The sequence below is a fragment of the Bombilactobacillus sp. ESL1094 genome, assembly GCF_058107425.1.
The window spans coordinates 90,392-112,402 of the sequence record NZ_JBYLUM010000001.1 but is presented as its reverse complement, the minus strand read 5'-3'; the positions used below and the strand labels follow the sequence as shown (position 1 = coordinate 112,402).

Below are 22,011 nucleotides of genomic sequence, written 5' to 3'. Positions count from 1 at the left end.
GGATGAGGAAGGAGAGTGAATTATGTACGTTGTAAAAACTGGTAATTATTTTTATCAAGGGCAAAAAGACCCTGTATTTGCTAAAGAAGGAAATATCTTGTTTGCTAAGTCTTTTAGTGAGGCTTGTGTTTTTAAGAAAATTGAAGCAGCCAATAAGATTGCTCAAGAAATCAATGGTCAAATTTATTCAATTAACTTGAAATTGGCTATGTATGATCCAAAGGAGGATTAAGATAATGAACGGTAAAGTATTACAATTTAAAGGACAGATTGATAGTTTTAAGACGAAAGATGATGAAGTGACAATTCAATTTAAAGCCAATACCAAAGATATTTCATTGGACCGTTTGAATGAATTTACCAAGGATACAATCAGTGTCAATTTAGAATCGGCACAGACAGAATTAATCCCTCAAAATGAGTAATAAAAAACTCCGGTCGTTAAACCGCAGCTTCTAACATCGTAATTAAATTATATCATAAAGGAGCTGGCGGCTTGGGATTATTCGATGAGTTGGACAACAAGCAAAGTAGGGCAAACGCACGGAATGTTTTAAGTAAATTTAGAATGTGGGCACGAATAGCGGATTATCACATTGACACCCTCAAGTCGCCGATTATTGACGGTATGCCTAAAGCTACCAGTGGTGACCATGATGGACAGATGATACCGCTGCTCACTAAATTAGACCGTAAGCATGAAGCACAAATGGATATTGATGAAATGACCACGGCTATTTTGAAGCTAGACCGAGAAGAATGTTTGAGTTTGTATTACACGTATTTAGTGCCTGAAAAGCTGAAAGATTTAGTCATTTCCGAACGAATTTACCACAATCTAATTTCGGTACGAATGATGCAAAACCGACGTGATCGGGCGTTAATTGGATTTTGTGAAGTTTACCAGAACGGCAGGTTGTTAGTTTTTAAATAATCGTGTTATAATGACTTTGCGAGATGTTAGGAAATCTTAGCATGGAAACACAAAAGCCACTCCTACGCCGAATAGGAATGGCTTTTTTTGTGTGGTTGCAAGCGACAACTCATTTTCGTTTGTTATGTTTGCTGTGCAACCATTCAGCAATCATTTGATTCACTGCGCCAACAATAATTGGTGCAACGATCAATGTTAGGAAATCTCTAAACATGGAGCCACCCCCTCTCGGGGCGAGTTGCCATGTAAAATTATATCATAAAAAATTTCGTAATCTGGGGGAAATCCAGAGGAAATGTTATGGGAGAAACGATTGATTTAAGAGGTATTATGATAGTGTAAATAATTTAGGGAGCTGGACTAAGAGTCTGGCTTTTTTATTGCCTAGGCGATATGATTGTGCCGAGGTGTGAATTATGAAAAATAGTAAGTTTATTAATTGGTTTAAAAACAACAAGGCTTTTACTTTAGGCATTGTTATAGGCATTATAATTGGCGTTATGGTAACTTGTCTAATATATATTGAATCTGGTATTTTGGATAGGGCATGGAATAATTTCGTATATTGGCTTAGTAATGGATCAGCTGCCGATTGGTTTAGTGCAATTGGTACTATTGCTTCTGTTATAGTTTCTTTATATTTATCAAAAAAAAGCAATAGAGATTATGAAAAGAATGAATTTAAGCAGAGATTACCCTACTTTAATCTTAGTCATACGTCATTTAATCTTTGTAATGAAAATAAAGATGGAAAATTATATTTTAATGTTCTTATTTCAACAATTACTAGTAAACTTCCTATTTCAAATGTTGTTTTCAATGTTTATATAAAATTTCATAATAAAGGCAATGATAAAGTTCCTGAAGAATTGTTTTATGATGATTATAAAGAAATAAAAGATCATAATCATAAAATTATTAAAGGACATATGTTGCCTATCAAGAAGGAACAAAAAGTTGTAATAGGAGATAGTAGTGAATATTTGAAATTACATCCAGAAACAAAAAAATTGAATTTAGAAATATATAGAGTAGATATTAAATGTAAAACTATTAATGGAACTGATATATTTTTTACTTATGGTGATAAAGTTGAACATATTCACATTTATGATGATAAAAAATATGGCAGTAAAGTGTATACACATGGACCTCACGATGGATTAGATGCAGAAAAAAAAGCTAAAAAAAGAAAAAAAGATTTTATAGAATAACTGATTTTGAAATTGAAAATTAGGAGGTGTGGTGAGATGATGTGACAGTACACAAAAATTCACAAAATAAGGCTTTTCATAGCTTGAACAGTGACCGTAAAAAGGCGGTCAAACTGCTATTTGAAGATACTTTGACGGATGAAGAGATTGCCAAACAAGTGAATCGCAGCCGCAGGACTTTGGCTAAGTGGAAAAATGATCCATTATTTATTGAAGCACAACGTGAATATAGTATTTCTCAATTAGACGAGGCTTTGCCAGATTCCGTTAAAGAGTTAATGAAGCTAATCAAGCATGGAAAATCCGAGATGGTTAAACTACAGGCAATTCAAACTGTCTTTAAGCGGGCAGGGCTATTTTCGGACAATGGTTCGCCTGATTTAGATAAAGCAAAGGTTCGTAAAGCACTTGCTGAAGCACGTATTTCTGAGCATCAAGCTGATCAATTGGAATCGGATGATTCTAATGATGCTGCAATTGATATTAACTTTAATATTCCAACAAAGGAGGGAACGGATGGTTGAAGTAAGTCTAAAAGATAACGTCTCACCAGCGTTTTACAGCATGTTCTGGGATATTCATAATCGCAAACATTCAAATTACTGGCTCAAAGGAGGGCGGGGTTCAACCAAGTCCTCCTTTATTAGTATCATGATTGTTCTTGGAATTATGCAAGATAAAGATGCGAATGCAATTGTCTTACGGAAAGTTGCTAACACATTGCGTGATTCGGTCTTTGAGCAATATTTGTGGGCAATTGACCTCCTGAAAGTTAATGATTACTGGCAGTCATCGGTTAGTCCAATGCAGTTAACCTTTCGACCGACTGGCCAACAGATTAGATTCAAAGGTGCTGATGATCCACGCAAGATTAAATCACAGACTTTCAGACAAGGCTATACCAAGTTCAAACACTTTGAAGAAGTTACTGAGTTTAAAGGTATGGAAGAAATTCGGTCGATTAATCAATCGCTCGGTCGTGGTGGTTCTGGCATTATTACGTTTTACAGCTATAATCCACCGGCAAGGCAATCTAATTGGGTCAATCAAGCAGTCGACACCGAACAGATGCGTGATGATACGTTGGTTAACTTATCTGATTATCGCTCAGTGCCTAAATCTTGGTTAGGTATTGAGTTCTTGGCCGATGCTGAGCAGTTGAAAAAAGACAATGAGAAAGCTTACCGTCATGAGTATCTTGGCGAAGTTACGGGTACTGGTGCGGAAGTGTTTAACAACGTTACGACTCGTGAAATCACTGATGAAGAAATTAATAGTTTTGACAAGGTTTATCACGGCTTAGACTTTGGGTTTGCACATGATCCAACTGCTTATGTAAATATTTATTGGGATTCCGCCAGACGGCGGATTTTTATTTACGGAGAGATTTATCAAGTCGGTCTCAAGAATCGTGAAGCGGTGCAACAGATTAAACAACTTAATCTATTAAATGAGCCCGTGACTGCCGATTCGGCTTCTCCAGGTACAATTGCCGAATATCGTGATTTAGGAATGAATATTTATGGTGCACGCAAGGGTCAAGGTTCACGGGATCATGGTTATAAATGGTTGGAAGACTTGAGAGAAATTGTGATTGACCCTGTTCGTTGCCCAAATGCCTGGCGGGAATTTACCAGCTATGAGTTTGATCTTGATTTAAACGGTAATTACAAATCAGGCTATCCCGATGGTAATGACCATACGATGGATGCCACAAGATATGCGTTAGAAAACTTAATGCGAAAAGGAGGATGGCAACCATGGAAGTAAAGCAGATGCAGGAATTGCTCAGGAATACCGACCAGCGACGAAATAACTTTTTGAATAAGTATGATATTTCTAAACGTTATTATTTGAATAAAAATGATATTACTTTAAAAAATCAAGGCAAATCAATTACTAAAGACAAGGACGAAGAAACTAGTAGCAAAAATCCATTGCGCAATGCTGATAATCGCGTGAGTTCTAACTTCCATCAACTACTAGTCGACCAAGAAGCTGGTTATTTAGCAACTAAACCACCAACAATTGACGTTGATGACGATAAACTAAATGAACAAATCATCGATACTTTGGGTGATAATTTTGCCTTGCGTTTAAATGAATTAGTGGTTGATGCGGCTAATGCTGGTTACATTATTGGATTGATGATAGTGGCCAATTTCGATATGCGATTGTTCCACCTGGCCAAATCACACCAATTTACTCAACAGACTTGAATCGAAAGTTAATTGCTTTGCGTCGAACTTATCAAAGTTTGGATCCTGATACTGCTAAGAACTATTCTATTCATGAGTATTGGACTGATACCACGTTGACAGTGTTTAAATCAGCAAGTAATAGTTACTTTGATTTAGTGCCAATCAATGATCGCTTTACAATTTATGATGTGGCGACTGGTGAAGAGACTGGGCAGTCGAATGTATTTGAACATGGACTTGGTCGAATACCATTTATCGCCTTTCCTAAAAATAAAGAGCAGCAACCAGATTTGTTTAAATATAAAGGTTTGATTGATGTTTACGATAAAGTTTATAACGGCTATGTAAATGACCTGGATGACATCCAACAGGTCATTTTTATTTTAAAAAATTATGGTGGTCAAGATTTAAATGAGTTTATGGAGTCGTTGCGAAAAGACAAAGCAGTTAAGTTTAATACTTTAGGACCTGGCGATGAATCGGGCATGGATCAGTTAACGATTGAAATTCCCACTGAAGCACGTAATTCGATGCTAGAAACCACCAAGACTAATATCTTTGTTCATGCACAAGGTATTGATCCGACTGATTTTGAAACTAATAATGCAACGGGTACCGCGATTAAGATGCTGTATTCACACTTGGAATTAAAAGCTGCGAAGACTGAGGCTTACTTTAGAGATGCATTGACTGAATTAGTAAGAGCCATTATGAATTGGTTGCATGTTGTGGATGCTGATAGTCGGTCAATCAATCAAACGTGGACTCGAACAGCAATTCAAAATGACGTTGAACGGGCCCAAATTGTTAGTCAGCTGGCTAACTGGACCAGCAAAGAGGCGATTGCTAAAGCCAATCCACTAGTTGAAGATTGGCAACAGGAATTAGAAGACCAGCAAGAAGATTTAAGAAATCGTAATGATAGCTTCGGTAATCCTGGTGCTTTGAACGACACTGGTGGTGACGATAATGACGAAGAATCAGACTAATTATTGGCAAAAACGTTACTTGCAGGAAAAAGACCGACAGTTAACTAATTCGGCTGAATATGAATCTGCGATGCAAGCAAGATTACAGTTAGTTGAACAGGATTTAGAGAAGGAAGTTCATTATTGGTTACAGCGTTATGCAAATAATCAGAATACTAGTGTTGAAGATGCTAGTAAAATTCTCAATACGATTGGTACCACTGATTGGCATATGACACTAGATGAATTTGAAGCTAAAGCAAAGACTGGTTTTTATGATAAAGAATTAGATGCTGAGTATTTTAAAAGTCGGTTGTCTCGTTTACAAAATATCAATGACCAATTAACAAATTTACTGAAACAATCTGAGCCAAGTGAAGCTAATCATTTTGAAGCTGGTTTAAAAAAACAGTTTCAAGATACCTACATGCATACAATTTTTAACACACAAGTGCAGCAAGCTAAATTAAGTAATAATTTTGCTAGGTTTAACGAAAATCAATTGAAACAAGTAGTGAGTAAGCCATGGCAAGGGTCTAATTTTTCAAAACGGATTTGGAAAAACTATACAGAATTATTGCCTAATCAGTTAGTTGATGCACTGTTACGTGGGACGGTTTTAGGATATTCGGAACCACGAATTTTTAAGATGTTTCGTCAACGTTTTAAGAATGTTGAAGATAATCAGATTCACCGATTAGTAATTACTGAAATGGGGCACGTAGCAGAACAGGCCACTGCTAAGGCCTATCAAGAATCGGGTATTGACCAATACGAGTATTTAGCCACCCTAGAATCACATACGTGTGAAGAATGTGCACACTTAGATGGTAAGATATTTGACGTTAAGGATGAAAAAGACGGTATCAATTATCCATTAATTCACCCTTATTGTCGGTGTACGACCATGCCGTATATGAAAGATTTGCCTGGCTTAGAACAACGCTGGATGCGTGACCCTGAAACAGGTAAAAGTGTTAATATAGAAGATATGAAATTTAGTGAATGGAAAAAATTATTTGTAGATAAAATCTTCAAAAGAACTAAAGAATCTGGCGCCAAATTTGATGATTGGTACAATAATCAGGAAATTATTAAACAAGATAATATTGCTAAGAAACTGTATTCTGAGTTTGTTAATCGTAATAAAGATTTTCAAATAAAATTAGTTGCTAAGAATACTGGTTTTTCACCAAAGCAAATTCAAAAAGTTTATGAACATATCTTTATAAATGAGCATTTATTTAGTTACGGACAAATTCATAAGTTTGACCCTGATTATGATATGGCCCAATCTTGGAATAGATTGGCTTCTCATAATAAGCATGATATTCAAAAACATGATATACTAATGCTAGAACACGAGTTGTATGAGTCGATATTAATGTCTGACGGAACTACTACGTATAAAGAAGCTCACGATCGAACACAGTTAATTTATGATTATAGAAAAGCTTTGGAGGTTGATAAAAATGATTGAATTAAATCTATTAAATAAAGATAAAAATTTAGTAACATACGAATTCAACATTGAGTCAAAGCAAAAGGGCGAAATTCAATACGATTCTAAATCTCAACAGTTTAGACTAGAAAAAAATACAATTACCAAGTACCCTGAAAGCTATTTGAATCATCTCATTACTAAATTAAATGATTTTTCTGAAGAACAATCATTTCCAAAAAATTATACGATAGCTTGGTATTGATAAAAAGGATTATTCTTGGAATTTAAGCAGCTAACAACTGCTTTTTATTTTGCCCTGAGCATGGCGTAAAAAGGCTTATTTTTTATACCCTTGATTGTGGTCGCCCCACGTAAAATATTGCGAGAGAGGATGAGTATTAATGAAACGCGAAGAATTACAAAAATTAGGTTTGAATGATGAACAAGTTGATAAGGTTATGGCGTTGCATGGTGCTGATGTAGAGAAATCTAAGGCAGACAATACTGAATTGCAGCAAACTAATGAGTCTTTAAAAGCACAAATTCAAGAGCGCGATAAAGATTTGAAATCTTTAAAAAAGCAAGCTGGCGATAATGAAGAGTTATCCAATCGGTACAAGGACTTACAAGATAAGTACAAACAAGACACTGATAATTTAACTAAAGAATTAACTCAGACCAAACTAAACAGCGCTATTGACACTGCATTAACAGGAGCTAAAGTTCGTAATACTAAAGCAGCCAAAGCATTGTTAGATATGGACCAAGTTAAGTTAAATGACAAAGGTGAGCTTGAAGGCTTAGACGGTCAACTTGCTTCATTACAAAAGTCTGATGGTTATTTATTTGACCAGGGTACAAAGGAGCCATACGACCCGAAAGGCGGTGCTCCGGGTGGTGACTCTGATCCAGTGGCAGAAATGACAAATATTTTTAAAGGAGAAGGTAAATAATGGCAACAATTAATTATGCAGAAGCCTACCAACAGGCGGTGCAAGAAAGTTTCTATGATGGACATTTATATTCCAGTGCTTTATGGCAGTCACCATCGAATAGTTTAATTAAATTTGATGGTGCTAAGCATATCAAATTGCCTAAATTAAGTATTTTAGAAGGACGAAAAGACCGTTCTCGGCGGACGATTACACCAATTACACCGAACTATAGTAATGATTGGGACACTTACGAAATTAAGAATGAACGGTATTGGTCAACATTGGTCGATCCATCAGATGTTGATGAAACTAACCAAGTCGTCTCCATGGCTAATATTACTAAACAGTTTAACTTAGATGAAAAGATGCCCGAAAAAGACCGTTATATGTTTAGCAAACTGTTCCAGGAAAAACAAACTAAAGATGGTGGTCAGGGCATTACAACAGACACTTTAGATGAAAAGAATATCTTAGAAGCTTTTGATAATATTATGGTTGATTTTGATGAAGCACGGATTCCTAATCAAAATCGAATTTTATATGTAACTCCAAAAGTAAATGCGATTTTAAAACGTGCTGAGGCTATGAATCGGGCGTTAGTTTTGAAAGATGCTAACACGATTCAACGGACAGTTTATAGTTTAGATGACGTGACAATTGTGATTATTCCATCTGATTTAATGCAGACGAAGTACGACTTTACTATCGGTGCCAAGCCTTTAGATGATGCACAGCAGATTGAAATGATGTTAATTTACAACGGCGTGCAAGTTGCACCAGAGAAATACACGTTTGCTGGTTTTGATTCACCAACCGCTGCCACGAGTGGGAATTATTTGTACTATGAACAATCTTACGATGATGTGTTATTGCTCAATACGAAAACTGCTGGTATTCAATTTGTAGTTGCCGATAAAACACCAGCTACTCCGGCGCTAGAGTCTAAAACAGCAAAGAGTTCTAAATAATGAGTGAATTTAAAAGGTTTGATATTTTAAAGGAGCAAATTAACAAATTATTACAGTCGCCAACTGAAGATCCCACTTTAGAATTTAGTTTAACCAAGGTTATTCAAGATGTAGCTAATTATTGCAACATTCCAATTGAAGATTTACCGATTGAACTAGATCCGACGCTGATAGCCATGTGTATTCAGTTAATTCAATCCCATAATTGGGTAAACAATCCGCAAGATAGTGATGTTAATTCGATTTCTGAGGGCGATGTATCAGTTAGTTTTACGTCGCCAGCTGATTTGTATGCAAAAATTCAACAATTGAACGCAGTGACTGATGATTTTGTTGGTCAATTAAATCAGTTTCGGAGGTTAAGATAATGATTAGTAGTTTTAATCGCTTGAAAACAATAGCGCCAATGTTGTGGACTGATAAAGTTACGATTTACGGCGTCAAGTCAGTAACTAATGAACACCATATTACTAACAATGTGCCAGCTTTAATTGTTGAAAATGAAACAGCTAAGGTGATCTTGAAAGGTCAAAAGACTAGTGAACAATCGTTCTTTGGCACGGATGAATACGATGCTGAATTACTAATTCGTAATGGCATTAAAATTCCTGCGGGGGCTACTATTACAGTCACAGATGTCAATGGTCAAACAACTAAGTATAAACGTGCTAGCAAAGGCTATACTGGTTATATTAGCCATCAAGAAATTGCAATGGTGCGTGATGAGAAAGCGAGTGAATCAGTTGAGTAATTTTGGCGATGTTGATGATGCCCAATTTCAAGAGTTTGCCCAACATGTGCAGAGTTTTGTCAATGGTGAGCGATTAAAGCGTGAGTTAAATCAAAGTGTCAAGCAAGTCGGAGTGCAATATCAACGGGCTGCTAAAAATTTAACACCAGTAAAAAGTGGTACTTTACGCCGTAATTGGTATTTGAAAGGACCAACAATTACAGGAACAATGATTGCTATTGAACTTGTTAATAATACTGAATATGCGTCATTTGTGGAAAATGGTCACCGCCAAACACCAGGACGTTATGTGCCAGCTATTGGTAAACGACTAAAAGCTAGTTGGGTAGCAGGACAACATATGCTAGAAAAAGCTACTCAACAAGTAAGTGGTCAAATTCCGCAACTAATTACACCCGTCTTTTATGGCGTGTTAAAGGAGTTGATGGAATGACAATTATTGAACGAATTGCTGATGAACTAGCACGGATTTTTCCACAAACACCAATTTATACTGAGAACCAAACGGGTGGTTTTAAGGAACCATCTTTTTTTATTGAAAAAATTACGACCACAGCAGCTTCAGAAGTATTTGAGCGACAAATGCGCCACTATATTTACCAGGTGATTTATTTTCCTAATTCAGAAAGTCCCAAGACTGATATGGAACGAGTAGAAGATATTTTGTTGAGTAATTTATTAGAGTTAAAGGATTATGCACCATTACGTAACAAAGAATTAACGCAACAAGCCGATAATACTTTGATTTATAAGTTTGAAGTTTGGGGTCGATTTTATCCAGAGAATCAAGAAACCATGATGAATAACGAACAAGTGAAAGGAAGTCTCAAATGACAGTTTGGAAAACACAAAATAAACGCCGTCCAGGTGCTTATATTAATGTTGTTGGCAAAGGTAATGGGACCGTTAATACTGATTTAGGTCGAACTTTCTTACCAATCAGTAATCAATTAAATTGGGGCAAAAAAGGTGTCATTAAGTTAACTCAGGATTCAGATTTTAAAGCATTACTGGGACATGAGCTAGATGAACCAGAATTACAGGTCTTGCATGAAGTATTCAAAGGTGCTGATACCGTCTTGCTATTAAACAATAATGATGGTCAAAAAGCAACGAGCAGTGATGCAGCCTTGCCATGGAAGTTTACCGCACAGTATCCAGGAACTAAGGGTAATGATTTACATGTTTCAGTGGAAAAATCTTCAGATGGTAAGCAGGTAACAGTTTCAACAATCTTTGGTACTAAGATTGTCGATCAGCAAGTAATTAATGTAGACCAACCAGAACAATTGGTGGCTAATGATTATATACAAGTTCAGCTGACCACTACACCACAACCTGAAGTACAGGACTTAACACAAGAACCAGAAACTGAGCCATTAGTTAAAACTGGTGGATTATTAGCAAACTTGGACCACGACGTTACAGCAGATTTAACTGGTGGAAGTTCTACACCAGTCGCAATGACTGATTTATTAAATGATGCGTTAGAAACTGAAGAGTACGATGTGGCAACTACTGCCGGTTTCGCGGTTGATGATGCAATTCATCAACAGTTAGTTGAAGAAATTAAGCATTTACGTGAAGATGACGGCATCAAGGTTCGTGGTGTAGTTCCGGTTACTAATACTAAAATCAATTATGAAGGTATTTCCCAGGTAGCCAATGGCGTAGTTTTGGGTGATGGTACTCAATTACCGGCAACTGTAGCAGCTGGTTATTTTGCTGGAGCTTCTAGTTCAGCTGATGCTGCAAAATCGTTAACTTATGTAGAATATCCAGATGCGATTAGTGCTTACCCAAAATTAAATAATGATAAAACTATTCAAGCTCTGGAAACTGGTCAAATCGTCTTTACCACCAAACGGAATGACTCAGTAGTAATTGAACAAGATATTAATTCGCTTACTGCCATTAGTGATGAAAAGCCACAAGCTTTTACTAAAAATCGAGTAGTTCGAACTATGGACACTATTGTTACTAATACTGAACAAGTCTTTGAACAAATGTTCATCGGCAAAGTATCTAACAGTGGTGAAGGACGTGATTTGTTCAAAGCCAATCGAGTTAGTTATTTACAAGGATTAGCTGATTCACAAGTAATTGATGGCTTTGACGCCGCTGACATTTCAGTAGAACCGGGAAACGAAATTGATTCGATTTTGGTTAATTTAGCGATTAAACCATTAGACTCAATGGAAAAACTTTATATGACAATGGTTGTCGGATAGGAGGAAGAAGATGGCTGATGAGACAGTAAGTACAGTAGGTAACTTTTTAAACGGTCGTGATACGATTTCGACCAAGGATGCCAAAGTTTATGTAACAATTAATAATCAAGTTATTCCATTAATTGAATGTAAAAAATTCAGTGCCAAGTTGGAAAAGAATAAGGAAGATGTTCAAACCTTGGGCAGTCGCTGGAAGCACAAGAAAGTTACTTCAGTTGAAGGAACTGGTACTTTAGGTGGTTATTTAATTAGTTCTAATTGGACTAAGTACGCATTGCCTTATATTCAAGGCGGTAAGGACCTTTATTTTGAAATCACCATGACAATTAATGATCCAACCAGTCGTGCGGGAACTCAAACCTTACACTTTGGCGAAGTTAATTTAGATGATGTACCATTTGCTGATTTTGAAGCTGATGATGGCGTCATGGATTGGGAATCTGATTTTACTTTTGAGCAAGTTAATTTAGTTACGCCATTTACTGGCTTTGATTTATAGGAGGAAGAATAGATGGCTTATAATGTAGATGATTTTTTGGCAGAAAATGTTAAAAAAGAAGTAGAAACAAAAAATGTAAAAATTAAGGGCTTTAAGAGCCCTTTTATTATTCGTTCTTTAGCTGCTGATGAATTTAATGAATTGCAGAAGCAGGCAACACATTCTTATATTAATAAGAAAACACACCAACGTGTTCAAGATACGGATCAAGAGAAATTAGTTGATTTAATGATGGCTAGTGCAGTTGTGCAGCCCGATTTAAATAATGAAAAATTACAAAAATCTTGGGGCTGTGTTGCAGACCCAGCAGGAGTTTTGAAGAAAATGTTAAATGCTGGTCAATATACCGATTTGGGGCAAGAAATTCAAGAACTTTCTGGCTTTGATGTTGAAGATATGAAGAATTATGTTGAACAAGCAAAAAACTAATTGAAGAGTCTGATGGTGATTTTGGTATTTACCATTATGTGTTAAATGAATATCACTGGACTCCTAAACAGTTTACTGATTTGTCGATGAAAGCTAAGGCATTAGTTGTTGCTTCTATTGAAGTACGCCAAAAAGAAGAACAGAAACAAGAACGTGAGGCTAAACGCAAAGCACGGTCTAAACACATTTAAGAAAGGAGGTTAATATGACAACTATTAGCAATACTTTGCGAATTAATGACGCTTTTAGTAATACTTTGAGCAAATTTAATTCTGGTGTGCAACGCAGTGTATCAATGATGGGTCGCTTAAAAGGTGCGTTGAACAACGGTGGTTTTAATTCCATGAACCAAGGTGCGCATTCTGCCACTTTGGGACTAAAAGGTTTAATAGCTGGTTCTGCTTTTGGTGGGATGATTAGTTCAGCTACCAGTCTAGCAGCTAATGGTATTCGCTCATTTGCTGGTGAGTTAAACGAAGCCACCGTGGCATGGTCAACATTCGAAGGCAATATGCGTCAACTGGGTAAAAGTCCTGCTCAAATCGCGGTGGCTAAAAAATCTATGCAAAAGTATGCACAGCAAACCATTTATTCGGCTTCAGATATGGCTTCAACTTATAGTCAGTTAGCGGCGGTCGGCACTAAGAATACCGGTCAGTTGGTTAAAGGTTTCGGTGGTTTAGCTGCAGCCGCAACCGATCCAAAGCAGGCGATGAAAACTTTGAGTGAGCAAGCTACGCAAATGGCTTCTAAACCAATGGTGCAATGGCAAGACTTTAAGTTAATGCTTGAACAAACACCAGCTGGTATGGCTGCTGTCGCGAAAACAATGGGTATGAGTACAAAACAGTTAGTACAAAATGTTCAAGATGGCAAGATTAAAACCGAAGATTTCTTAAATGCAATTGCTAAAACGGGGACTAATGCTAACTTTACTAAAATGGCAACACAATATAAGACTGTTGGTCAAGCAATGGATGGGTTGAAAGAAACGTTAGCCAATAAAGTTCAACCACAATTTGCCAAGTTGAGTCAAGTCGGAATTCAAGCTTTAAGTAGTTTATCGGACAAGTTAGGAAGTATGGATTTTAGTGGTTTTGCTAATAATTTATTAGGGACTATCAAAAATGTTCAAAAAGCTTGGTCAGATTTCACCAGTGGATTTTCTAAAGGTAGTGCAGGCTCAGGATTATCTAGTATGTTTCAATCATTACAAACTAGTGCTGGAAATTTAATGAAATCTTTATCGGGTAATAATTTAAGCAAGGCGTTCCAAGGTTTAGGAAAAGGTACTAGTGACATTATTGGCAATGTTGCTAAAGGGCTGGGCAATTTAGCTCAGGCAGTATCACAAATGAATCCAGGAGCAATCAAACTATTAGGTGCTGCATTCATAGCATTAAAAGCTGGTACTAAGGGATTAGTTTTAACTGCCATTGTTTGGGGATTACAACAAATTGGCAAATTAGATCCTGGTCAAATTAAAGCTTTAGCAATTGCATTAAATATTTTAGCAGGGGCATTTATGGCTTTTAAAGCAGTAAAAGGGATTGGTAAAGTTTTTGGAAGTCTGAAAGGTGCTTTAGGTAAAAAAACTCAAACACCGGCAGCTCCCAAGACACCGGAAGTTCCAGAAACGGGTAAAGCGACTGGTGGCTTATTACAAATGGGTGGTGCTTTAGTTAAAATTGGCACTGCTGCAATGATGGCTGGTGCCGGTTTTGCTTTATTAGGCGTTGGAATTAAATTAATTGCTGATAGTGGCTCTAGCGCTACAGGTATTTTGTTGGGCATTGGAATTGCTATTATTGTTGTCTTAGGGGTAGTAGCTGCTTTAGCTGGTCCTTTGGATACTGCAGCAGCAGGTGTTTTAGCTTTGGGAATAGCAGCTTTACTTTTAGGTGCCGGTCTGTTGCTAGCTTCTTTAGGATTAACTTTATTAGCTACTCAATTACCTAATATTGCTCAATATGGAGCAATGGCTGCATTAAATATTTTGTTATTATCAGTTGCCATTGCTGTCTTTGGTGTAGCAGCTTTAATTGCTATGGTTGGTTTAGCGGCGTTAGCCATCGGCTTAATATTGTTAGCAGCCGGTTTAATCATTGCGGCAGTTGGAGCCATTTTGTTTGGAGCAGCTTTATTAATTGTTGGCATTGGCTCGATCGTGGCAGCCGTCGGCGTCATGTTATTAGCAGTTGCTATTATGTTAATTGCAGTTTTTGCAATTGTAGCATCGGTTGGCATTTTATTAATGGGCGTTGGCTTAATCTTAATTGCGGCAGTTGCTATGATTGCTGCCGTTGGATTAATGTTATTAGCGGTCGCTTTAATGTTAGCTGCGCCGATGATGATGATTGCTGCAGTTGGTGCTTTATTACTTGGCGTTGCTGCAATAATTCTTGGTGCTGGGTTGTTAATTGTCGCTGCTGCTTTAATGCTTGTATCGGCTGGTTTAATGATGGTGTCAGTGGCGGTTATTATGTTAGTAATGGCCTTTATCACTGCTGGCACAATGATGGTTAATGCAATTGTGAATGCAATGCGTGGTGTTGTTAATGGGGTTCGTAATGGCGTTCAAAGCGCAGTTAATGCGGCTAAAAGTTTTTCACATTCGTTAGTTAGCACTGGTAAGCAATTAATTCAAGGCTTAATTAACGGGATTAGTTCAATGATTGGTGGTGCAATTTCCGCAGTTGGTAAAGTAGCCAGTGCAGTGGTCAATAAGGCTAAAAGTATTTTGCATATTGGTTCACCATCCAAACTCTTTAAACAATATGGACGTTGGGTTGACCAAGGATTAATCAATGGTTTAAATCGTGATGCGAGTTCAGCAGCACAAGCTTCGGCAAACATGGCTCAAGGTGTGGTTAATGCAGCTTCAGGAATGCAACCAACCTTGGGTTCTTTTAATACTACAAATTTAGGAGCTGGCGATTTATTAGCGAATGGCTTTAATCGAGCTTATGGAGCAATTAACCAGGTTGCTGGGGCATTAAACGGATTAAATGGTTCCAGTGCAGATATTGGTATTGATGAGCAAACAAGTGCCGACTCTAGTCGCGACCCTTTGAATTTGGCTAGTGCGCATTTTGGTGGTCAATCTGGTTCTACTCACAATGATAATAGTGCTCACGTGACCATTGAAAAGGGTGCGATTCAATTGAATAGTAGTGGTGATGCGACGATTGATGCTGATCGGATTTTAGATTTATTAGAACAGAAAATGTTATCACTAGCCAATGCTCATTTAGGAGGTTAATATGGAAAATCAATTTGTTATTTATATTACAAATGATCAAAACTTTTGTTTGCCATTACCTGTTAATCCCACTGAAGTTTTATTAAAAGGTGAAACGGATGATAAAAGTGAAACAATTATTGACGCCGGCGAATACAATCGGGTCGGTGAGTTTAAGTTACGTACGATTAGTATTGAAAGTGTGATTCCAGAAAATGATGTAACTTATTTAAATAATCCTTACTTTTTGGATAACCCTAAAGCTTATATTGATTATTTACAAAAAATTTATCAATCAAAGAAGCCAACACGGGTAATCATTCCCGCCTTGGCTAATTTTAGTGCGGATATGACGATTTCCAGTTTAGAATATGGTTTTAAAAATAGTTATTGTGAAGAATATTATTACACTTTAGATTTAAAAGAATACAAGCCATTACAGATTAGTAAGAAAGCTAATTATAATTTTGCCAAATCGGCTGCTCAACAACGAGCAGCGCCACCGAAAAAGATTGGCATTGGTTCTATCGTAATTGTTAACGGGCAGCTACACCGCGATAGTTATGGTTCGGGACCAGGGGATTATGAACAAAATGCGCGCCGAAAAATTTCTATCATTGCCAGTGGTCGCCCATATCCTTACCATGTGACATTAGAAAATGGTGGCTGGCGTGGTTGGGTACGTGAAAGTGATGTGAGATTAGCTTGATTACTAAATTTGAAATATCCTCCCGAAACGGAACCAACGTTTGGGACGTTAGTAAAGCGGTAACCAGTGTTAAATGGACCACAGACTTAAATTTTTCAGCTGGTACTTTAGACTTTGATGTTTTAAAAAGTCCAGTAAACGATTTTTATCCAGTGAATGGTAATGTTGTAGATTTTTGGTGGGATGATAATAAAGTTTTTTATGGTTATGTGTTTAGTGTGACTTATAATCAGGACCATAAATTTAGTGTCAAAGCTTACGATAAAACGCGCTATCTAAAAAATAAAGATTCACTAGTGTGGCCAATCTCCAGTATTTCTGACCGCTTTAATACCGTCTGTGGTCGAGCATTAATCGACCATGCCATTGTTGAATGGTGTGATTATAAGTTGCCAGCGCAAGTTGAAGATAGTAAGACGTATTTTGATATGTTGAAAGACTCAATTGATCAAACGCAAAAGGCTACTGGGCAAATGTATTATATTTTCGCTAATTACAATTATGTGGAATTGCGCAAAGCACCGTTCAAAGAGCTGCCACTGATTATTGGCGACAAATCGTTATTAACGGGTTTTGAGTTAAAACAAAGTATTGATGATGCTGTTAATGCTGTTCGGGTAGTTCAAGAAAATCAACAAGATTCTCAGCAAGTTTCTTCTAGTACAGATATTTCAGAAAACGGTGGCAAAGATCCCGACAAAACTAGCTATACGTATATTGATGCTTATAGCAAAGAAACTACGCCGTATTGGGGTTGGTTACAAGATGTAGTCAATGCTAAGGATAAAGCTAATTCTGCTCAATTACGGCAACAAGCGTTAGATACATTATCGGAAAAGAATTTTGAAGATAAAACTTTAAAATTAGATACCGTTGGAAACATTGATTTAGTGGCTGGTAATGCTATTAATTTTCAGATTGCAGCTTTAGACCAAGTAGGATTTTATAAGCAACATAAGGCTGCTATTTTAAAGGCAACACATAATTTTGGTGTTGATTATACGTGTGAACTAGAAATGAAGGTGAATGCAGCATGGCTGGCGAACAACTCTTCAGCATGATTAATTCGCGTGGTGGCAAAGATAGCGAGTATGCCAATATCGTTTATGGTCGCGTTACTAGTACTAACCCATTGAAAATTCAGTATTCTAACCAAATAATCTTAGATAACAATTTTTTAGAAGTTAGTCCTAGCTTGAGTAAAATAAAATTAAGTGGGAACTTGAATACTGATGATTATTCAGGTCAGGCGACAATAACGATTGATAATTCTTTGCGAATTGGCGATAAAGTAACGATGGTACGTTGTGATGGTGGCCAACGATTTTATGTATTGGAACGGGTGACTTAATGGATGATATAACATTTCAAGTGATTAACGGACACATTGGTGGAAAAATTGACCAGCAAGCAGCAATGATTCAAACAATTGATAAGATTTTAAGAACACCTCGAGTTGTTTATCCGATTTATTCAGATCAGTATGGGCACGACTTAGAAGATTTATTTGGTAAGCCATTTCCATATGCGGAAGTTGAAGCACAGCGCATGGTTAAAGAGGCTTTATTAGCTGATGGCCGAGTAACATCTGTTAGTTTTGATCAAGTTGAAAAAATTAATACTGAAACATTAATGTTAAATGGTTCATGCACTACAGTGTATGGTAATGTGCCAATCAAAAGTGAGGTGAGAATCAGTGAGTCCCAATGATTTAGTGGAACAGTTACAAAGTCAAGATTATGATTTTTATTTGAATAAATTGTTAGACAAAATCCCAGAAGACATTGATAAACGTGAAGGTTCAGTTATTTTTGATGCTGTAGCACCAGCTGCTATTTACATGGCTTATCAAAATACGTTACTGGCTAATATAATTCAAGAAACTTATATTAAAACTGCGAGTGATGAGTTTTTGGATTATCGAGCGGTAGAACATGGGACACAGCGATATCCCGCTACCAAGGCGCAAGTAACAGCTAAATTTTTAGACAAGGATAATCAATTAATGTCTGGCGTTGATGTCGGTGATCGGTTTGCCAGTATTGGAGACAAGCCGATTTTTTATACCGTCAAACAATTAAATCAAGATTTAACTGCCATTTTGGAAGCTGAAATTACTGGTTCAAAACCTAATTCTTATTTGGGACAAATCTTGCCAGTTACGCCAAATGACACGTTGTATTGGGCAGAAATCGTTGAAATTACCACGCCAGCTCGTGATGCAGAAACGGATGACCATTTACGGCAACGTTTGTTAAGTGCGGATAATTATTTAAGTTATGGTGGCAATATTGCTGATTATTTAGATATGGTTTCTAAAATTGATACTGTTGGAGCAGTACAAGTTTATCCGGTGTGGAATGGTGGTGGTACCGTTAAATTAGTGATTTTGGATAATGATTTAATGCCAGCAAGTTCTAAATTACTAGCTGACGTTAAAGAACAGATTGATCCAAATGATAGTTCCGGTCAAGGCTATGGATTAGCGCCAATTGATCACACAGTAACGGTAGTGGCGCCGACAGCTGTAACTATTGATATTGATGTTACCTTGAAAGTTAATAGTAATACCGATATTGCAGCACTACATCCCCAAATTAGTGCAGCAATTGAAGATTATTTTGTAAGTGAACGCCAAGCTTGGAGTCAATTTAATCATAAAACAGGGCGTGGTTATTCACTAACTGTATACCGTTCACAGATTTTGAAGGCAATTTTAAATGTGGACGGAGTCATCGATTCTCAAACGCCCACTTTGAATGGTCAAGATAATGATTTAGTTCTAATAGAGAATAATCAAGAATCACAATTACCGATATTAGGTCAATTAAATTTGATTAACCGCAATAAATCAGGGGTGATCGCTCAATGAGTTTAAAAGATTTTGTACCCGATTATTATCAAGACGTTTACGAAATGACAGAATTGATTAAAGCAGAGCAAGGTGAACTAGAAAGCTTTGACAGCTTAATTAATCGCACGCTGTTAAATGAGTTTGTTCAAGTAGCAGATAGCACAGGAATTTCTGTTTTTGAAAATCAACTAGGAATCATTCCAGAAGAAACCGATAGCTTGGGAACCCGTCGGTATAACATCTTAATGTATCTTTTACCGCCTAGTCCCATTACGATTAACTACTTTCGCTATTTATTAGCTACACTGAATATTCCAGCTACCGTTAATGTTGAATATGCTGTGAGAAATGTGGTAGTTAAAGCTAAGCGCTCGGAGATTTCTAAACCGCAGATTAAACGGTTGGAGTATCTTTTGAATGTCTATTTACCAGCTAATTTAACTTTTAATGTCACTGTTCATAGTGAAAGCACAATTAACCAACAAGAATATATCGGTGTAACCCATCGTGTATTTGTTGGAGCTAGTGCTCCACCACAATTAAATTTGCAAGCGCAGATTAATCTTAATAAATATATTGGTGTTGGCTATCAATATGTCGAAGTTAATTATAAACAAGGAGGTCATAAATGAGTAAATATGGTAATTCATTATTGACTAATCAAGGTATGAAACTAGCTACGCAAGCAGCTAATGGCAAAACTAATTTTACAATTACTAGAGCTGCTAGTACGGCTGATGATTTATCTAAATTGTCTGAAGATGCTTTAAAGGCACTAACAGCTATTCCACATGAAGTACAGGATGGTGACCTTAATACTTTTGATGATGATCGCACAACGTCAGATAATATTTTGGGTACTGATGTAACATTTAACAATCAAGACTTAACTCAATCGTATGCTATTAACGCAATTGGTTTATATGCTCAAAAAGCTAATTCTAGTGATGAAATTTTGTATTGTATTGTTAGAGCTGAAGATCCAGAAACTCTACCAGATTTTAATGATGGGATTATTTTCCAATTTAAAATGAGTATTTATGTAGTTGTTGGTAGTGCTGCTAAAGTGACAGTTTCTGTTGATTCTGTTAGCTTGGCATCCAAAGAATATGTTAACCAAAGAATTGAAACAGTAGTAGATGCAGCTGTTGAAGATATGGCTACTATGACAGCTGTTAATCAGAAAATTGCAGATACTACCAAAGACATGGCAACAAATGCTAGCGTTGATCAAAAATTAAAGACTGCTAAAACTGATTTAAATACTACTATTAATAAAACGATGGTTAAGGGTGCTAAATATAAGACTTCTACAGCAACAATTGGTACTGATAGACAAATTGATTTAGCACCAGTTATTAATACAGTTGAAAGTGAAGCACAACAACAAGCATCTAATGACTTGGCATCAAAATTAACTAATATGGTTAATACCAGAATTCAAAGTGGAGCCATTAACGCTACAACAGACTTAAATCTAATGGATAGTTCAGGCAATTTATTAAAAGACTATGCTGCAAACGCAAAAGGAAATAAATTAGAATTACCAATTACTGATATGTTAAGTTGGTTCGAAGATGCATACGGTGCTAAAACTACTTGGGTTGGATTAACAGATGGTGAATCTAAAGCAGTTGTTAATGTTAAGCCAATAATACCTTTAGCTGATACTTTTCAAATTATGCCAATGATGCACAAGCGGGCAGTCAAAGGCGGATATATGTCGAGTCCCAAAGATGATATTCCGGTGATTAAATCGGATGTTGCCATTCAAGGCTACTATGCCGTAAGCATTGATTTACCAATTGTGATCAAAAAATCAGATTTAAAAGTAGGCGTTACAAAAACTATTGATTTAAAAGGTATTGGAGAAAATCTTAATCCCAATGGTAAGAAAAGTTCACCAACTTTGAAGCTAACTTTGAAAGATGATGGCTCACTTGATGTTGATACCGGAGGTGGTTATGATCTTGACAATCAATTAGCTGATAAAGGTAGCGGTCAATGGTACAATCCTGAAATTATGGCTGTTAGAAATTTTAATTCTAATATAACGATAGTTAGTGCTCCATCTAATACTTCGAATGATGAATCTAAACCGAATAATGATTTTTTGGCCAACGGAACTGTTTTATGGTCCGGAAATAGTAGTGGTGGCACTATTCCCTTGAAGTATGTCAAAGATGATTTGTCGAACATAATTAATGGTTTTTCTTTAAATTTTGATCAGACTTGGTCATTATGTTCCGATTCGACGGTTAACTGGGCAAATACAATTTCTGAAATTTATATGATAAATACAGATAATGGTCTAAATAATGATTTTATAAAATTTCGGAACCCAATAATTTTAGCAAAAACTTACATTCAGACCGGTCAAAAGAATATTTATTTCAGCTCAACAAATTATTCTCTTCCTAAGGAACATTTTTATTTTCATAATAATGCCACAGATGCTACTTGGCCTGCTATTGAACCAACAGTTTCTAATGGAGGAATTTGTTTACAAAATGGTATTTGGATGTATTATCCTCTTGAATTAACTTGGTCCTATACCGATTCAAATGGTAAAAATGTTAAATTACATTTTAAATCAATTTTAAATGAAGTTGATGCTTATTATTAGGGGAGGC

27 protein-coding genes and 1 pseudogene are annotated in these 22,011 nt (G+C 36.5%); 27 read left to right on the top strand and 1 reads right to left on the bottom strand.

Annotated features, from left to right (window positions below; translation table 11 throughout):
- Positions 1-22: 22 nt before the first annotated feature.
- From AC3B5S_RS00600 to AC3B5S_RS00590, 3 genes are all read left to right on the top strand, one after another.
- Positions 23-232, top strand: coding sequence for a hypothetical protein (locus AC3B5S_RS00600; protein WP_489757588.1), 210 nt, complete (start codon positions 23-25; stop codon positions 230-232).
- Positions 233-236: 4 nt separating this feature from the next.
- A complete protein-coding gene (locus AC3B5S_RS00595) occupies positions 237-425 on the top strand; it encodes a hypothetical protein (protein WP_489789951.1) in 189 nt (62 codons plus the stop codon).
- 71 nt (positions 426-496) lie between these two features.
- On the top strand, positions 497-934 hold the full coding sequence (locus AC3B5S_RS00590; protein ID WP_489768975.1) for an ArpU family phage packaging/lysis transcriptional regulator: 438 nt from the start codon (positions 497-499) through the stop codon (positions 932-934).
- Positions 935-1,043: 109 nt separating this feature from the next.
- On the opposite strand, the gene AC3B5S_RS00585 is transcribed toward AC3B5S_RS00590, so the two are convergent.
- Entirely contained in the window at positions 1,044-1,148 is a 105-nt protein-coding gene (locus AC3B5S_RS00585; RefSeq protein ID WP_489755844.1) for a type I toxin-antitoxin system Fst family toxin, read from the bottom strand.
- A 202-nt stretch (positions 1,149-1,350) separates the two neighbouring features.
- Between AC3B5S_RS00585 and AC3B5S_RS00580 the strand changes: the two genes are divergently transcribed.
- The 24 genes and pseudogenes from AC3B5S_RS00580 to AC3B5S_RS00465 all read left to right on the top strand — a co-directional run bounded on the left by AC3B5S_RS00580 (position 1,351) and on the right by AC3B5S_RS00465 (position 22,004).
- Positions 1,351-2,148, top strand: a complete 798-nt coding sequence (locus AC3B5S_RS00580) for a hypothetical protein (protein WP_489789950.1) — start codon at positions 1,351-1,353, stop codon at positions 2,146-2,148.
- Positions 2,149-2,189: 41 nt separating this feature from the next.
- Positions 2,190-2,672: a phBC6A51 family helix-turn-helix protein gene (locus AC3B5S_RS00575; protein WP_489789949.1), complete on the top strand. Its 483-nt coding sequence runs from the start codon at positions 2,190-2,192 to the stop codon at positions 2,670-2,672.
- Positions 2,665-3,918, top strand: a complete 1,254-nt coding sequence (locus tag AC3B5S_RS00570) for a PBSX family phage terminase large subunit (RefSeq protein WP_489789948.1) — start codon at positions 2,665-2,667, stop codon at positions 3,916-3,918. Before AC3B5S_RS00575 ends, AC3B5S_RS00570 begins: the two co-directional genes overlap by 8 nt.
- Positions 3,900-5,338 (top strand): annotated as a pseudogene (locus AC3B5S_RS00565) (phage portal protein). The gene AC3B5S_RS00570 and the pseudogene AC3B5S_RS00565 overlap by 19 nt, the downstream one beginning before the upstream one ends.
- Positions 5,319-6,797 (top strand): minor capsid protein, encoded by a 1,479-nt coding sequence (locus AC3B5S_RS00560; protein ID WP_489789947.1) that lies wholly within the window; start codon positions 5,319-5,321, stop codon positions 6,795-6,797. The pseudogene AC3B5S_RS00565 and the gene AC3B5S_RS00560 overlap by 20 nt, the downstream one beginning before the upstream one ends.
- Positions 6,790-7,023 (top strand): hypothetical protein, encoded by a 234-nt coding sequence (locus AC3B5S_RS00555; RefSeq protein ID WP_489789946.1) that lies wholly within the window; start codon positions 6,790-6,792, stop codon positions 7,021-7,023. Before AC3B5S_RS00560 ends, AC3B5S_RS00555 begins: the two co-directional genes overlap by 8 nt.
- Before the next feature lie 139 nt (positions 7,024-7,162).
- Entirely contained in the window at positions 7,163-7,714 is a 552-nt protein-coding gene (locus AC3B5S_RS00550) for a phage scaffolding protein (RefSeq protein WP_489789945.1), read from the top strand.
- Positions 7,714-8,664 (top strand): capsid protein, encoded by a 951-nt coding sequence (locus AC3B5S_RS00545; RefSeq protein ID WP_489789944.1) that lies wholly within the window; start codon positions 7,714-7,716, stop codon positions 8,662-8,664. The genes AC3B5S_RS00550 and AC3B5S_RS00545 overlap by 1 nt, the downstream gene beginning before the upstream one ends.
- Entirely contained in the window at positions 8,664-9,032 is a 369-nt protein-coding gene (locus AC3B5S_RS00540; RefSeq protein WP_489789943.1) for a head-tail connector protein, read from the top strand. Before AC3B5S_RS00545 ends, AC3B5S_RS00540 begins: the two co-directional genes overlap by 1 nt.
- Before the next feature lie 2 nt (positions 9,033-9,034).
- Entirely contained in the window at positions 9,035-9,415 is a 381-nt protein-coding gene (locus AC3B5S_RS00535; protein ID WP_489790412.1) for a hypothetical protein, read from the top strand.
- The gene (locus AC3B5S_RS00530) at positions 9,399-9,848 is read left to right on the top strand and encodes an HK97 gp10 family phage protein (protein WP_489789942.1); all 450 of its coding nucleotides are present in this window, start codon (positions 9,399-9,401) and stop codon (positions 9,846-9,848) included. The genes AC3B5S_RS00535 and AC3B5S_RS00530 overlap by 17 nt, the downstream gene beginning before the upstream one ends.
- A complete protein-coding gene (locus tag AC3B5S_RS00525) occupies positions 9,845-10,249 on the top strand; it encodes a phage tail terminator family protein (protein ID WP_489789941.1) in 405 nt (134 codons plus the stop codon). The genes AC3B5S_RS00530 and AC3B5S_RS00525 overlap by 4 nt, the downstream gene beginning before the upstream one ends.
- Entirely contained in the window at positions 10,246-11,646 is a 1,401-nt protein-coding gene (locus tag AC3B5S_RS00520) for a phage tail sheath family protein (protein ID WP_489789940.1), read from the top strand. The genes AC3B5S_RS00525 and AC3B5S_RS00520 overlap by 4 nt, the downstream gene beginning before the upstream one ends.
- A 10-nt stretch (positions 11,647-11,656) precedes the next feature.
- Positions 11,657-12,145: a phage tail tube protein gene (locus AC3B5S_RS00515; RefSeq protein ID WP_489789939.1), complete on the top strand. Its 489-nt coding sequence runs from the start codon at positions 11,657-11,659 to the stop codon at positions 12,143-12,145.
- Positions 12,146-12,157: 12 nt separating this feature from the next.
- Positions 12,158-12,574 carry a phage tail assembly chaperone gene (locus tag AC3B5S_RS00510; protein ID WP_489789938.1) on the top strand — a complete coding sequence of 139 codons (417 nt, stop codon included), beginning with the start codon at positions 12,158-12,160 and terminating at the stop codon, positions 12,572-12,574.
- Between the two features lie 38 nt (positions 12,575-12,612).
- Positions 12,613-12,765, top strand: coding sequence for a hypothetical protein (locus AC3B5S_RS00505; protein WP_489789937.1), 153 nt, complete (start codon positions 12,613-12,615; stop codon positions 12,763-12,765).
- A 14-nt stretch (positions 12,766-12,779) separates the two neighbouring features.
- The gene (locus AC3B5S_RS00500) at positions 12,780-15,836 is read left to right on the top strand and encodes a tape measure protein (RefSeq protein WP_489789936.1); all 3,057 of its coding nucleotides are present in this window, start codon (positions 12,780-12,782) and stop codon (positions 15,834-15,836) included.
- Between the two features lies 1 nt (position 15,837).
- Positions 15,838-16,524, top strand: a complete 687-nt coding sequence (locus AC3B5S_RS00495) for a hypothetical protein (RefSeq protein ID WP_489789935.1) — start codon at positions 15,838-15,840, stop codon at positions 16,522-16,524.
- Positions 16,521-17,585 carry an XkdQ/YqbQ family protein gene (locus AC3B5S_RS00490; protein WP_489789934.1) on the top strand — a complete coding sequence of 355 codons (1,065 nt, stop codon included), beginning with the start codon at positions 16,521-16,523 and terminating at the stop codon, positions 17,583-17,585. The genes AC3B5S_RS00495 and AC3B5S_RS00490 overlap by 4 nt, the downstream gene beginning before the upstream one ends.
- The gene (locus tag AC3B5S_RS00485; RefSeq protein WP_489789933.1) at positions 17,558-17,875 is read left to right on the top strand and encodes a DUF2577 domain-containing protein; all 318 of its coding nucleotides are present in this window, start codon (positions 17,558-17,560) and stop codon (positions 17,873-17,875) included. Before AC3B5S_RS00490 ends, AC3B5S_RS00485 begins: the two co-directional genes overlap by 28 nt.
- Complete coding sequence (locus AC3B5S_RS00480) at positions 17,875-18,234, top strand: DUF2634 domain-containing protein (RefSeq protein WP_489789932.1); 360 nt, start codon at positions 17,875-17,877, stop codon at positions 18,232-18,234. Before AC3B5S_RS00485 ends, AC3B5S_RS00480 begins: the two co-directional genes overlap by 1 nt.
- A complete protein-coding gene (locus AC3B5S_RS00475; protein WP_489789931.1) occupies positions 18,221-19,396 on the top strand; it encodes a baseplate J/gp47 family protein in 1,176 nt (391 codons plus the stop codon). Before AC3B5S_RS00480 ends, AC3B5S_RS00475 begins: the two co-directional genes overlap by 14 nt.
- A complete protein-coding gene (locus AC3B5S_RS00470) occupies positions 19,393-20,010 on the top strand; it encodes a putative phage tail protein (RefSeq protein WP_489789930.1) in 618 nt (205 codons plus the stop codon). Before AC3B5S_RS00475 ends, AC3B5S_RS00470 begins: the two co-directional genes overlap by 4 nt.
- Positions 20,007-22,004, top strand: coding sequence for a hypothetical protein (locus tag AC3B5S_RS00465; RefSeq protein ID WP_489789929.1), 1,998 nt, complete (start codon positions 20,007-20,009; stop codon positions 22,002-22,004). Before AC3B5S_RS00470 ends, AC3B5S_RS00465 begins: the two co-directional genes overlap by 4 nt.
- Positions 22,005-22,011: the final 7 nt, after the last annotated feature.

Bases quoted from the DNA above. Each gene is read 5' to 3' on its own strand.
- AC3B5S_RS00600 (WP_489757588.1), top strand. From the start codon at position 23: ATGTACGTTGTAAAAACTGGTAATTATTTTTATCAAGGGCAAAAAGAC.
- AC3B5S_RS00595 (WP_489789951.1), top strand. From the start codon at position 237: ATGAACGGTAAAGTATTACAATTTAAAGGACAGATTGATAGTTTTAAG.
- AC3B5S_RS00585 (WP_489755844.1), bottom strand. From the start codon at position 1,148: ATGTTTAGAGATTTCCTAACATTGATCGTTGCACCAATTATTGTTGGC.
- AC3B5S_RS00580 (WP_489789950.1), top strand. From the start codon at position 1,351: ATGAAAAATAGTAAGTTTATTAATTGGTTTAAAAACAACAAGGCTTTT.
- AC3B5S_RS00570 (WP_489789948.1), top strand. From the start codon at position 2,665: ATGGTTGAAGTAAGTCTAAAAGATAACGTCTCACCAGCGTTTTACAGC.
- AC3B5S_RS00560 (WP_489789947.1), top strand. From the start codon at position 5,319: ATGACGAAGAATCAGACTAATTATTGGCAAAAACGTTACTTGCAGGAA.
- AC3B5S_RS00555 (WP_489789946.1), top strand. From the start codon at position 6,790: ATGATTGAATTAAATCTATTAAATAAAGATAAAAATTTAGTAACATAC.
- AC3B5S_RS00550 (WP_489789945.1), top strand. From the start codon at position 7,163: ATGAAACGCGAAGAATTACAAAAATTAGGTTTGAATGATGAACAAGTT.
- AC3B5S_RS00545 (WP_489789944.1), top strand. From the start codon at position 7,714: ATGGCAACAATTAATTATGCAGAAGCCTACCAACAGGCGGTGCAAGAA.
- AC3B5S_RS00540 (WP_489789943.1), top strand. From the start codon at position 8,664: ATGAGTGAATTTAAAAGGTTTGATATTTTAAAGGAGCAAATTAACAAA.
- AC3B5S_RS00525 (WP_489789941.1), top strand. From the start codon at position 9,845: ATGACAATTATTGAACGAATTGCTGATGAACTAGCACGGATTTTTCCA.
- AC3B5S_RS00520 (WP_489789940.1), top strand. From the start codon at position 10,246: ATGACAGTTTGGAAAACACAAAATAAACGCCGTCCAGGTGCTTATATT.
- AC3B5S_RS00515 (WP_489789939.1), top strand. From the start codon at position 11,657: ATGGCTGATGAGACAGTAAGTACAGTAGGTAACTTTTTAAACGGTCGT.
- AC3B5S_RS00510 (WP_489789938.1), top strand. From the start codon at position 12,158: ATGGCTTATAATGTAGATGATTTTTTGGCAGAAAATGTTAAAAAAGAA.
- AC3B5S_RS00500 (WP_489789936.1), top strand. From the start codon at position 12,780: ATGACAACTATTAGCAATACTTTGCGAATTAATGACGCTTTTAGTAAT.
- AC3B5S_RS00495 (WP_489789935.1), top strand. From the start codon at position 15,838: ATGGAAAATCAATTTGTTATTTATATTACAAATGATCAAAACTTTTGT.
- AC3B5S_RS00485 (WP_489789933.1), top strand. From the start codon at position 17,558: ATGGCTGGCGAACAACTCTTCAGCATGATTAATTCGCGTGGTGGCAAA.
- AC3B5S_RS00480 (WP_489789932.1), top strand. From the start codon at position 17,875: ATGGATGATATAACATTTCAAGTGATTAACGGACACATTGGTGGAAAA.
- AC3B5S_RS00470 (WP_489789930.1), top strand. From the start codon at position 19,393: ATGAGTTTAAAAGATTTTGTACCCGATTATTATCAAGACGTTTACGAA.
- AC3B5S_RS00465 (WP_489789929.1), top strand. From the start codon at position 20,007: ATGAGTAAATATGGTAATTCATTATTGACTAATCAAGGTATGAAACTA.